This is a genomic window from Tenacibaculum sp. M341, assembly GCF_004337695.1.
GTDB lineage: Bacteria > Bacteroidota > Bacteroidia > Flavobacteriales > Flavobacteriaceae > Polaribacter.
Window position 1 is genome coordinate 38,324 of record NZ_SJXJ01000027.1, and the last position, 12,172, is coordinate 50,495.

Genomic DNA, 12,172 nt, shown 5'->3' on the forward strand with positions numbered 1-12,172 from the left:
GTTATATTTAATCTTTTTCTGGTACTCCAAATTTTTTAAAGATAGCATCATTAAAATTGTAAAAGTTACCTCTGGTTAGTCTTCCATAACAATTTTTAATAGTGGTAACATCATTAATTCCTTGCATAACACTAGTTTGCTGCTTAAAAGAAAAAGTTTCGTTACTTTCAGGTAGCTTCATATCAATTGAAAAATCAATAGAAATACCAATTAAATATACTTCAAAATCATCATCTTGATCTTCTTCTTTACTATTATAGGTCCACATAACAGGAAAACTAACATCACCTTCAGTATAAACTTCTTCTTCATTAGCAATGTTATAGTTAATAGATAATTTTAATGGAGTTTTTTCAGATGATTCATCAAAATGAATTACATCTATAAAGTTTCTAGAAAATAATTTGTTCAATCGATATTCAAAACTATATCTAAATTTTTCTTCGTACGATCTCAAATTGTTTTTTTCGTAATTATCTTCAATTTCTTCTACATTGTTTGTTACTGTTCTTCCATCAGTTTTATAAACAATAGTGTCAAGTGTTGATCTAACTATTTCAGAATACTTATCATAATTCTTAACAGATATATCTCCGTTAAAATCTAACATAATTGTATGCTGATTTTTCTTTTTCATGTATTGGAGAAGATGATTAAAAAACTTAGTGTCTTTTGTATCTAAGTCTGTTTTAGAGGTAATAGCCTCATTGTATTTTGCAATTCCTTTATTCCACAAGCTTTCGTTTATAGCCAATACTTTGTCATATTTATCACTATTTGGAAAATCATTTAGAAAAGTTCTGATAGGAATTATTTGTTTGTTTTCTGTAATTTCTAAAAACAAAACATCTTCTTTAAACCAACCATTAGGGTATGATTCATAATAAGTACTGAAGTTTTTCTCTGTAGGGTTTTTATTTACTTTCTGATACAAAAAGTATTCAGCAAAAAAAACATTAAAAACAATAATTAATAGTACTATAACAGCTACAATATAGTAATGTTTCTTCATTTTCAAGTGTAATTTTGTTTAAGGGATTAGAATGAGCAATTATTTAGAAAATGTTTAATATAGGAGCGTATTAATTAAAAACAAGATTTATAAATGCTTTCATACTGAGGTAATATTTCTTCTAAAGAAAATAAGCTTGTATGTTTTTTAGCATTTTGCTTAAGTTTTAATAATTTATTGTCATCTTTTAAAACCTCAATAGCGTTTTTAGCCATATCATCAACATCACCTAAATCGCTTAAAAAACCAGTTTCATTATGAATATTAACTTCAGGTAACCCACCTCTATTAGAAGAAATAACAACAGTATTGGCAGCCATAGCTTCTAAGGCAGCTAAACCAAAACTTTCCGCTTCAGAAGGTAGTAAAAACACATCGGAATAACATAAAAGTTTTGCTACTTCGTTACTATTACCAAGAAAAAGAATTTTATCACTAATTTTTAATTCTCTTGCCAAAGCTTCAGCTTTAGACCTTTCAGGGCCATCACCAACCATAAGTAATTTAGAAGGAATTTCTTTTTGAACTTTGTAGAAAACTTTAATCACATCAAGAATTCGTTTTACAGGTCTAAAATTACTAATGTGAGTTAAAATTCTTTCATGAGGTTCGGCAACAGCAATTCTTTTGCATTCTTCTTGGTTTGCTATTTCATATTTCGTTCCGTCAATAAAATTATAAACGACTTTAATATCTTTTTCAATATTAAAAAGACGTAATGTATCCTCTTTTAAACTTTTAGAAACCGTAGTTACTTCATCAGATTTATTGATGCTAAACTCCACAGCTGTTTTATAAGATGGGTGACTTCCTACTAAAGTAATATCTGTTCCGTGCAAAGTAGTTACTACTTTTACTTTGATACCTTTATCTTTTAGCATTTTTTTAGCCATGTATGCAGCATAGGCATGTGGTATAGCGTAATGAACATGTAAAACTTCTAAATGATATCTTTCTACAACTTCTACCATTTTTGAAGATAGCGCAAGCTCATATGGCTGATATTGAAATAATGGATACTCTTCAAGCGCTACTTCATGAAAATGTAAATCATGTGAAATAAAATCTAAACGAACAGGCTGATTGTAGGTGATAAAATGTACTTCATGTCCTTTATTAGCAAGTGCCATTCCTAGTTCTGTAGCAACCACACCACTTCCTCCAAACGTAGGATAACACACAATTCCTATTTTCATTATTGTTTAAATTTTCTAAAAGTTATAAGCGTAAAAATACGTATTTGTTTATGGCAATTTGTTAAGATTATAAAAAAAGAAACGCCACAATTTAAATTGTGGCGTTTACTGTTTTATAAAGGCTTGATTAATAATCTCCTAAAGTAACTGGGTTTTGTTCTAAAGCAGTAGCTAACTGATCGTCGTTAGGCGCTTTACCATGCCAAGCATGAGTATGCATCATAAAATCTACACCATTCCCCATTTCTGTATATAAAAGAATACAAACTGGTTTTCCTTTTCCTGTACGAGATTTAGCTTCTTCAATTCCTTTTAAGATAGCTTCAATATCATTTCCTTCTTTTACTTCTAAAACGTCCCATCCAAAAGCTTCAAATTTTGCTCTTAAACTTCCCATTGCAAGTACTTCATCTGTAGTACCATCAATTTGTTTTTCATTTACATCTACAGTAGAAATTAAGTTGTCTACTTTTTTAGCAGATGCATACATTACAGATTCCCAAATTTGTCCTTCTTGTAACTCTCCATCACCATGTAAAGAGTATACAATCTTATCATCATTATTTAACTTCTTAGCTTCTGCAGCTCCAATTGCTACACTCATTCCTTGACCTAAAGATCCAGAAGCAATTCTAATACCAGGTAAGTGTTCGTGAGTAGTAGGATGTCCTTGTAAACGAGAGTCTAATTTTCTAAAAGTAGCTAATTCTGATACAGGGAAAAATCCACTACGAGATAACACACTATAGAAAACAGGAGAAATATGTCCGTTAGATAAGAAGAACATATCTTCATTTATTCCATCCATAGTAAAATCAGTAGAATATTCCATTACCTCTTGGTATAAACAAGAAATAAATTCAGCACATCCTAAAGAACCACCTGGGTGACCAGAATTCACGGCATGTACCATCCTTAAAATATCTCTACGAACCTGTTGTGTAAAATCTTGAAGTTGTTTCGTTGTTGGCATTGTGTTATTTTTTGTAGCAACAAAAGTAATAGTTTATGTAACAATTGCCAATAAATAAATTAAAAAAGGGTTCGTTACGTATTTAAGTTATACTTTTCTTTTTCGATGGAATTTCCCCGTCCTTATATATGTTCATCGTTTTTACGAACCCTTTATAGACCCCAAAGTAAAAACTATTCTATTATTTACACAATATTTTATTGTCCGAATTCTTGAATTAAGAGTCCTAAAACATCTAACTTGTTGTAAATTAAGTTTTAATAAAAAGTGACATTTTCAAAAATTAAATGATTTATTAGTTTTTGTGAGTCTTTTTGTTGATGAAATAGGTGGTTTTTGAAGTAAAATTCGACAAAAAATTATTAATAAATTAAATTATGTTAAGGAAAAACACCCTATTTCATACAATCTTTTACAGCTGAAAATTGAGTTCCTAATAAACGAATATCATCAGTTTTAGAAGAGATTAAAATAGAAATATTTTTATTCGATTCTAAAAAATAGCTAATGTTTAAATCTTTAGCATTTTTATGAAAGGAGAAAAAGAGAGGATATGAAATGTCATTTAAAAGATTTACGGTTTCAATTGTAAAGTTGCCAGTAATTAAAACATGAATTTTTATCCCTGAAACAACTACTATCTTAGAATTTAAATAATGTAAAATGCCAGTATTTTCATTATAAATATCATCCCAAGAAAGAATAGAGGGGGTCCAATTATTTGGAGATTGGAAAGTGTAAATAAATGCACCTGAATAAAACCAGTTGCCATAAGTAATGTTTAAGCTAGTTGATTTGTTAAAAGTAATACTAATTTTAAAGTTTGATGTTGCTACTTTTTTTATGAAGTCATCTAATAATTCGTAAGAGTTGTTTTGAAGATGAACATTTTTAGAGCTAATTAAAATTTTAATATTTCCTGAACTCTCAATTTTATTATGAACTTCTTCAATTGAAGGTTTATATGTATATGAAGTATTATTGTTTTGTTCATTATAAAAATTATCTAAACCTAAAAATACAGCAACAGGTGTTTTTTTCTGAGTTTCTAATATTTTTTGATAGATTTCAGTAAATAGTATTTTTTGACTGGATGTATTGAAAAATTGATTTCCATTGGGTATGGTATCTAAAATTTCAGTTAAGTCATTATTGTTTAAATTTAAAGTAGGGAGGGAGTTGTAAAAAGTGAAATTTTTCAATTGAAAATTAAATACGTTGGCTAAACTATCTAATACTAGATTATCCAATTCATTAAATGAGGTCATTATGTAGTTTGTTAACATTAAAAAATAAAGAACACATGTGTTTACATGTGTTCTTATGTTGTTATTCAAGAAAGATTAGATTAATCTTGAAGGAGCTTTTGCTAAATGGTTGGCACTTCCACCAACTACAGCTCTATCAGTAGGAATTACACCCATTCCTAAAATTTGTAAATCACCTGGTTGAGAAGTAATTGTTACAGAGATAGATTTATCTTCATTATGCTTGTAACTAGAAGTAGCAGAAGAAGAAGAACCTGAAGTGTAGAAAGGCCATACATTAGTTTCTGTACTTTTTTGAATCTTTTTAAATTCAGATTCGCTATAAGTAGCCCAAGATCTTACAGTAATTGTATAACCAGAAACGATTAAAGATTGGTTAGTTACTCTTTGTAAGCTTCCTTCTGGACCAAATAAGTTATTCCAGTCAGATGCTTCTTGAAATTGATCTGGATTTTTATACATATCTGTAAAATATCCTGAATAAAACCATCCACCAGCTCTTACATCTAAGAAAGCAAACTTGTTAAAGTGCATATCTACAGTAATTCTGTTAGCAGAAGCTACTTGGTTTAATTGTTCAGATACACTATTGTATTTTTTACCCCAAAAACCAACTCCAGAAGATCCATTACTTTTTGCCCAAGATTGCTCAATATTAGAGTTACAAGTTTGAGAATCAAAATGTATAGTAGCAGTAGATCCATTGTTTACTCTTCTTTGAAGTTCAGCAAACTCAGGAGTATATCTAGGATTTACACCAACACTACCACCAATCCAATTATTTACGTTCATAAAGTTACCAAAAGCAATCTTGTATAAGAAAGTGTTAGTATCTTCTGTTTTACTTAACATTGTAGCATAGTTACCACTTAAGTTGTTTAAAGGATTTCCTTCATATAAAACACCTACAGACTGTGGAGGAATTCCGTCAAAGTAGTTGTATAAACCTTCTGCGTTAGATTGCACAGGTAAAACTCCTTGAATCATTTGGAAACTCTGATCGCTTAAGTTTAAAGATTGAACAAGAGTGTTGTAAATTCCGTTAGTTGGTGCCTCTAATTGTGCTCCTTGAGCTTCTAAAATTCCGTTAGAAGGTGCTTCTAAAGTTGTTGTAGCCATAATGTAATTTTAAAGTTTCTATACCTACTCTTTTTAGGCTTTTCGGTAATCGCCTTTGATAAGAATTCAATAGATGATCAGGCTACTGAATACAATGAAGTACTTAATTAAGTAGGAACAATAAACCGTTTTAAGTATTTGAATTTTAATAATTAAAACGAATGTCTTATTGTTACATTTATAAAATTACAATTGGTTTTTTACGGAAGTCTTAACTGTATGTTACTAGAACATTAACAGCTGTAAAACAGGATTATACCCCTTTTTGAAAGGTGAAATAAGTTGATATACGATTTTTTAGTAACTTATTATGTTTTTTGCTTTTTCTTTTTGGCAGCAGGAAATAAAACGTTGTTTAAAATTAAACGATATCCAGGAGAAGTAGGGTGTAGGTCTAATTCAGTTTTAGGATCTCCAACTCTATGTTGATAATCTTCAGGATCATGACCACCATAAAATGTAAACAACCCTTTTCCTTTCGTACCATGAATATAACGAGCTTCTCCATTAGTAGTATTCTCACCTAAAATTAATGCGGTAGATTTTACGTTTCTTCTATCAAACGAAGTGGTTTGCCCCATGAAAGCTTTTACAATTTGTGTATGATTTTGACATAACATAGTTGGAACTTGATCCCATTTTGCAGAAAACTCCTTTAAAACAAAATAATCAGTTTCTTTTTTTATTCTACGTTTTCTAGTCATGTCTATAGAAGAAAACTCATAAGTAGTAGGATTTCTAATTAGCTCAAAATCTTTGAAAGCAAATGTTTTATTAAAATCTATTTTCGATTGATAATTAGGTTCAGAAGCATCACCATCAAACATTGGTTCACAAATATCAACACCATCAGCAGCCAAAGCAATATCAAAACTATCTGTAGCAGAACACATAGCAAACATAAATCCACCACCAATTACGTAATCTCTAATTTTTTTAGATACAGCTCTTTTGGCTTCAGAAACCTTGCTGTAACCTAATTTAGCAGCCAACGCTTCGGCTCTTTTCTTTTGTTGCACATACCAAGGAGCAGATCTAAAAGCACCGTAAAAACGACCGTATTGCCCTGTAAAATCTTCATGGTGTAAGTGTAACCATTCGTATAATAGTAATTTATCTCCTAAAACTTCTTCATCATACACAACATCAAAAGGAATTTCTGCATAGGTAAGTACCATAGTAACCGCATCATCCCAAGGCATTTTATCTTTAGGAGAATACACTGCTATTTTGGGAGCTTTTTCAAGTGTAATTGCTTCTTGGTTTTTACTAGGAGAAGAAATTTCCTCTAAAATAATTTGAGCTTTCGCATCAGATATTATTTGATAAGAAACTCCTCGAATTTTACTCTCATTTTCAATGGCGCTATTATTTTCTATTAAAAAAGCGCCACCATCGTAATTTAACAACCATTTTGCTTTTAAACCATTTTGAAGCGCATAGTATACAATACCATAAGCTTTTAAATGATTTTTTTGATTATCATGACTCATAGGAACATATATAAAAGATGCCCAAATAGAGTTTGATATTAAAATAAGACTAAGGGTTAAGAGTATTTTCTTCATATTCAAAAACTAAAATACACAATTACTGACTAGCAATTGTGTATTTATTAGTTTTTTATAATTTGTTTCACATTTTAAAACGGAACGTCATCATCAAAATTATTGTTACTACTAGTTTCAGCAGGTCCAAAAGCATCTTCGGCAGATGGTAATGCTCCAGATTCAAAAGTATTCATACTCGATTGGAATTCACTACTAAAACCTTCTTCTAAATCGGAGAATTTAGCTAAGTGCCCAGTAAACTTTAAACGAATATTGTCTAAACCACCATTACGGTGTTTTGCTACAATAAATTCACCTTGTCCCTCACACGGAGAATGATCATCATCATCCCATTCAGTCATACCATAATATTCAGGACGGAAAATAAACGATACAATATCGGCATCCTGCTCAATTGCTCCAGATTCACGTAAGTCAGATAGTAAAGGTCTTTTACTTCCTCCACGGGTTTCAACAGCACGTGATAACTGAGATAAGGCAATTACAGGAATATTCAATTCTTTTGCTAGTGCTTTTAAGTTACGAGAAATAGTAGATATTTCTTGTTCACGGTTACCATTTCCAGCACCACCAGCTGTCATTAACTGTAAATAATCAATAATTAATATCTTCACATTGTGTTGAGATACTAAACGACGTGCTTTTGCACGAAGGTCAAAAATAGATAATGCAGGTGTATCATCAATAAAAATAGGAGCATCAGATAAACGTTTTACTTTTACGTTTAATTGTTCCCATTCGTGAGGTTCTAAATTACCCTTACGAAGTTTTTCAGAGGTTAATCCGGTTTCAGAAGAAATCATACGTGTAATTAACTGTACCGATGACATCTCTAACGAGAATAAAGCTACAGCTTCGCCAAATTCAATGGCCATGTTTTTAGCCATAGAGATTACGAATGCCGTTTTTCCCATACCAGGACGAGCTGCAATAATAATTAAATCGGAAGGCTGCCAACCAGAAGTCAATGCGTCTAATTTTGTAAAACCAGTGGCTAAACCACTCATCCCTTCTTTATTAGAAATTTCCTGAATTTTATTAATTGCTTGTTGTACTAAACTTTCAGCAACTTCAGCTCCTTTCTTTAAGTTTCCTTGTGTTACTTCAAATAATTTTCCTTCGGCATCATCTAATAAATCAAAAACATCTGTTGTTTCATCATAAGCATTTTCAATAATGTCAGAAGAAATAGAAATTAATCTACGTTGAATATATTTTTGTAGAATAATTCGAGAGTGAAACTCAATGTGTGCCGAAGAAGCTACTTTTTGAGTTAAATTTATAATGTAGAAATCTCCACCAGCTATTTCTAATTTACCATCTTTTCTTAATTGATTTGAAACTGATAATAAATCAATTGGTTCAGAATTTTGAAACAAAGCATAAATAGCTGCATAAATTTCTTGATGTCGCTTATCATAAAACGCATCTGGGTGAAGGATATCAATTACTTCATCAATTCCTTTTTTATCAATCATCATAGCACCCAATACAGCTTCTTCTAAATCAATTGCCTGAGGAGGTAACTTACCTTTCTCTAAATTAACAACTCTAGATTTATCTGATCGAACACTTCTTAATCCTTGCGGTTTTTCCATGGTGACAAAAGTAATTTTTTACGTTGATATTATCTCTAATTCTTTTCACTTTTCTTTTTTCACAAAAAATGTAAACAAAACTGTTATTAAGTTGTTAATAACAAATTAGGTTTTTATTTTTGAAAAAATGAAGCCATATAAAAAACACGTTATTATTGCAGTTTTATTGCCTTTACAGATTGTTTTTGTGAAGTTTATAAGTGAAAAAACTGATTTTATTGAAGAGTATTACTCTAATGGATTGTATCCATTTATATCGCGCTTTTTTAGAATTCTTTTAGGTTGGATTCCTTTTTCTTTTGGTGATTTTTTAGGGCTAATTTTGATAGGTTTATTTTGTTATGAAATTTCCAAACTTTTCAAAACAAGGTTTAAAGAAATCATACCTAAGTCAGTCCAATTTGTTGCTTTTTTGTCAGTTATATATGGTTGTTTTTATTGGTTTTGGGGATTTAATTATTTCAGAAAACCATTAGCAGAGAATTTAGGTTTGCAACAACAAGAATACACTACAGAACAGTTAGTTGAAGTAACAGAAAAAATTACATTTGCATTTAATGAGATTCATACTAAACTAGTATCAAATGACACTTTGGTTATTGATGTACCATATTCAAACAAAGAGATTTTTAGAAAAACTTCTGATGCTTATGAAAGTTTAGCAAAAGAATATCCGCAGTTAGCCTATAAGAGTAGAGCAATTAAAAATTCCTTAGTTAGTTTGTTGCAATCTTATAATGGTACAGCAGGTTATTTGAATCCAATAACAGGAGAGGCGCAAGTAAATTCAATGTTACCGAAAGCAGGTTTTCCTGCTACAGCATGCCACGAAATAGCACATCAAATTGGGTGGTCTGCAGAGAATGATGCTAATTTTGTAGGTTTTTTAGCTACCACTCATAGTGATGATATTTATTTTCAATATTCTGGTTATCGAATGGCTTACAGATATTGTATGCGAGAAATTAGGAAAAGGGATAAAGAACTTTACAGTGTGCTAAGAGAAAAAACAAATAAAGGAATTTTAAAAGAGCTTAAGAATAATTATTTGTTTTGGAAGAAATATGAAAATCCAATTGAACCTTACATCAAAAAAGGGTATAATTCTTATTTAAAAGCAAATAATCAATCTAAAGGAATTAAATCTTACAGCTATGTAGTTGATCTATTAATAGCTTACTTCGAACAACAAAAAAAATGAGATATTTTACACTAATTTTACTAGTTGCAGCTATGTATAGCTGTAATTCTAATCAAATAGCTAAAGACTTTAATTGTAAAACAGCTACATATTCTAACTTAGAAAAAGTAGATGATTACAAAAAGCTATTCAGTTTTGATATTCCCAAAAAATGGAAAACAAATTTATATTATGATGACGCTGTTTCTTCAATTTATACAGCAGATACCACTATTAGCTTAACAAAAACAACAGTTATTGATGCTTCTTTTATTGTTAATACATCAGAAATAGATGATAAGTTTATTCAAAAAGTAAAGAATGACAATACAACTTTAGCATTAGAGGAGGTAAAGTCTAGTAGAACTACTTTTTTAAACAATCAATCGTATTACAATTTAGCAAAAGGAAAAAAAGGTAAGTATCAATATCATGTTTTAAACATATTTAGTAAAGCTGAAACAGGTTTTTTACATGTAAAGGCAGAAGTTTATGGAGATTCTTTAGTAGAAGATAGAATCTGTAAAGCAGTGAAACTTGTCAATAATATACAGCTGAAATAGCTATTTTTGAACTTTAAAATAACAACAATGAATAAACAACATATAATAGATCGATTTATAAAGTATGTAACTATTGATACTGAATCAGATCCAAATAATCCTGCGTTTCCAAGTACAGAAAAACAGTGGGATTTAGCTAGAGTTTTAGAGCAAGAGTTAAAGGATATTGGAATGGAAGAGGTAGAGCTAGACGAAAATTGTTATTTGATGGCTACTTTACCGAGTAATTTAGATTATGAAGTACCAACAATTGGTTTTGTTTCTCATATTGATACGAGTCCTGATTTTACAGGAGCAAATGTGAAACCTCAAATTCATAAGAATTACAATGGAGAAGATATAGTATTAAATGCAGAAGAGAATATTGTTTTATCTCCTTCTTATTTTGAAGATTTATTACGGTACAAAGGGCAAACAATTATTACAACAGACGGAACTACTTTATTAGGAGCTGATGACAAAGCCGGAGTTACTGAAATAGTTTCTGCTATGGAGTATTTAATTCAGCATCCAGAAATTAAGCATGGTAAAATCCGTATTTGTTTTACGCCTGATGAAGAGGTTGGAAAAGGAGCACATTTATTTGATGTAGATAAATTTGGTGCAGAATGGGCTTATACTATGGATGGAAGTCAAATTGGAGAGTTAGAGTATGAAAACTTTAATGCAGCTGGAGCAGAAGTTACTATTAACGGTAAAATTGTACATCCTGGATACGCTAAAGGTAAAATGGTGAATTCTATGACAATTGCAAGTGAGTTTATTAAAGCATTACCATCTAAAGAAGTTCCTGAACATACTACCGGTTATGAAGGTTTCTTTCATTTACATACTATGGAAGGAAAAGTTGAACAAACTGTTTTAAAATATATTATTAGAGATCATGACATGGATCTTTTCCAAAAAAGAAAAGAATTAATGTTGCAGACTGCTAAAAATATAAATGAGGAAATAGGTAAAGAAGCTATTGAAGTAGAGATAAAAGATCAGTACTTTAATATGAAAGAAAAAGTTGAGCCTGTAATGCATATTGTAGATATTGCTGAAGAAGTAATGAAAGGTATGGGTATAAAACCTTTAATAAAGCCTATTAGAGGTGGTACAGATGGTTCTCAATTATCATTTAAAGGATTGCCTTGTCCGAATATTTTTGCTGGAGGACATAATTTTCATGGTAGATATGAATATGTTCCTGTGGAATCTATTATAAAAGCTACTGAAGTAATTGTTGGAATTGCTGAAAAGGTAGGAGTAAAGTTTAAATAAGAAAGGTCCAAAAACACGAAAAACTCCGGCGAGAGCCGGAGTCCTTAATTAACCTCCTATTAAAATCAAATGAATGAAAAACACTCCCTATCAATTTTAATTACTGCAAATATATAACTATTTTACAATTACAAACAAATTTTTTATCTTTTTTTAATAAATTATTAACCTAGTTTTATAAAAATGTCGAATAAGTATTGAATTTGATACTGAAGTCATCTTGACTTTTTTTGAGAAAAAATTAAGGGTTGTAGATATTTGTGTTGCGAAACATAAAAACACAACCCTATGTACCAAGTACTAAACAAAGATATGATAGAATTAGAAATAGTTCCATATTTACCAGAAACAAAAAGAGGATTTAAGCCTAAAGCACCACTTTACGAGATAGTTAATGCTATACTTTATAAGCTAAAAACAGGCGTT

The 12,172-nt window shown here is 30.4% G+C and carries 10 protein-coding genes and 1 pseudogene; 4 read left to right on the forward strand and 7 right to left on the reverse strand.

Features of this window, described 5'->3' with window-relative positions; genetic code table 11:
* Window positions 1–7 precede the first annotated feature (7 nt).
* From EYW44_RS20065 to dnaB, 7 genes are all read right to left on the reverse strand, one after another.
* Window positions 8–1,012 carry a hypothetical protein gene (locus tag EYW44_RS20065; RefSeq protein WP_132727024.1) on the reverse strand — a complete coding sequence of 335 codons (1,005 nt, stop codon included), beginning with the start codon at window positions 1,010–1,012 and terminating at the stop codon, window positions 8–10.
* Between the two features lie 74 nt (window positions 1,013–1,086).
* Window positions 1,087–2,208 carry an N-acetyl-alpha-D-glucosaminyl L-malate synthase BshA gene (bshA, locus tag EYW44_RS20070; RefSeq protein WP_132727027.1) on the reverse strand — a complete coding sequence of 374 codons (1,122 nt, stop codon included), beginning with the start codon at window positions 2,206–2,208 and terminating at the stop codon, window positions 1,087–1,089.
* A 127-nt stretch (window positions 2,209–2,335) separates the two neighbouring features.
* Window positions 2,336–3,181: a transketolase gene (locus EYW44_RS20075; RefSeq protein WP_132727030.1), complete on the reverse strand. Its 846-nt coding sequence runs from the start codon at window positions 3,179–3,181 to the stop codon at window positions 2,336–2,338.
* A 395-nt stretch (window positions 3,182–3,576) separates the two neighbouring features.
* On the reverse strand, window positions 3,577–4,449 hold the full coding sequence (locus EYW44_RS20080; protein ID WP_132727033.1) for a hypothetical protein: 873 nt from the start codon (window positions 4,447–4,449) through the stop codon (window positions 3,577–3,579).
* Window positions 4,450–4,524: 75 nt separating this feature from the next.
* Window positions 4,525–5,568: a hypothetical protein gene (locus EYW44_RS20085; protein ID WP_132727036.1), complete on the reverse strand. Its 1,044-nt coding sequence runs from the start codon at window positions 5,566–5,568 to the stop codon at window positions 4,525–4,527.
* 308 nt (window positions 5,569–5,876) lie between these two features.
* Window positions 5,877–7,136, reverse strand: a complete 1,260-nt coding sequence (locus EYW44_RS20090; protein ID WP_207893821.1) for an asparagine synthetase B — start codon at window positions 7,134–7,136, stop codon at window positions 5,877–5,879.
* A 74-nt stretch (window positions 7,137–7,210) separates the two neighbouring features.
* A complete protein-coding gene (dnaB, locus tag EYW44_RS20095) occupies window positions 7,211–8,737 on the reverse strand; it encodes a replicative DNA helicase (protein WP_132727039.1) in 1,527 nt (508 codons plus the stop codon).
* Between the two features lie 127 nt (window positions 8,738–8,864).
* Between dnaB and EYW44_RS20100 the strand changes: the two genes are divergently transcribed.
* The 4 genes and pseudogenes from EYW44_RS20100 to EYW44_RS22820 all read left to right on the forward strand — a co-directional run.
* Entirely contained in the window at window positions 8,865–9,938 is a 1,074-nt protein-coding gene (locus EYW44_RS20100) for a DUF3810 domain-containing protein (RefSeq protein ID WP_132727042.1), read from the forward strand.
* Window positions 9,935–10,480: a hypothetical protein gene (locus EYW44_RS20105; RefSeq protein ID WP_132727045.1), complete on the forward strand. Its 546-nt coding sequence runs from the start codon at window positions 9,935–9,937 to the stop codon at window positions 10,478–10,480. The genes EYW44_RS20100 and EYW44_RS20105 overlap by 4 nt, the downstream gene beginning before the upstream one ends.
* Before the next feature lie 27 nt (window positions 10,481–10,507).
* Complete coding sequence (pepT, locus tag EYW44_RS20110; protein ID WP_132727047.1) at window positions 10,508–11,746, forward strand: peptidase T; 1,239 nt, start codon at window positions 10,508–10,510, stop codon at window positions 11,744–11,746.
* A gap of 288 nt (window positions 11,747–12,034) precedes the next feature.
* A pseudogene (locus EYW44_RS22820) lies at window positions 12,035–12,172 on the forward strand (IS5/IS1182 family transposase); the annotation flags it as partial.

Excerpts from the sequence above, each read along its gene's own strand:
- pepT (WP_132727047.1), top strand. The coding sequence starts at position 10,508 with ATGAATAAACAACATATAATAGATCGATTTATAAAGTATGTAACTATT.
- dnaB (WP_132727039.1), bottom strand. The coding sequence starts at position 8,737 with ATGGAAAAACCGCAAGGATTAAGAAGTGTTCGATCAGATAAATCTAGA.
- EYW44_RS20100 (WP_132727042.1), top strand. The coding sequence starts at position 8,865 with ATGAAGCCATATAAAAAACACGTTATTATTGCAGTTTTATTGCCTTTA.
- bshA (WP_132727027.1), bottom strand. The coding sequence starts at position 2,208 with ATGAAAATAGGAATTGTGTGTTATCCTACGTTTGGAGGAAGTGGTGTG.
- EYW44_RS20080 (WP_132727033.1), bottom strand. The coding sequence starts at position 4,449 with ATGACCTCATTTAATGAATTGGATAATCTAGTATTAGATAGTTTAGCC.
- EYW44_RS20075 (WP_132727030.1), bottom strand. The coding sequence starts at position 3,181 with ATGCCAACAACGAAACAACTTCAAGATTTTACACAACAGGTTCGTAGA.
- EYW44_RS20065 (WP_132727024.1), bottom strand. The coding sequence starts at position 1,012 with ATGAAGAAACATTACTATATTGTAGCTGTTATAGTACTATTAATTATT.
- EYW44_RS20090 (WP_207893821.1), bottom strand. The coding sequence starts at position 7,136 with ATGAAGAAAATACTCTTAACCCTTAGTCTTATTTTAATATCAAACTCT.
- EYW44_RS20105 (WP_132727045.1), top strand. The coding sequence starts at position 9,935 with ATGAGATATTTTACACTAATTTTACTAGTTGCAGCTATGTATAGCTGT.
- EYW44_RS20085 (WP_132727036.1), bottom strand. The coding sequence starts at position 5,568 with ATGGCTACAACAACTTTAGAAGCACCTTCTAACGGAATTTTAGAAGCT.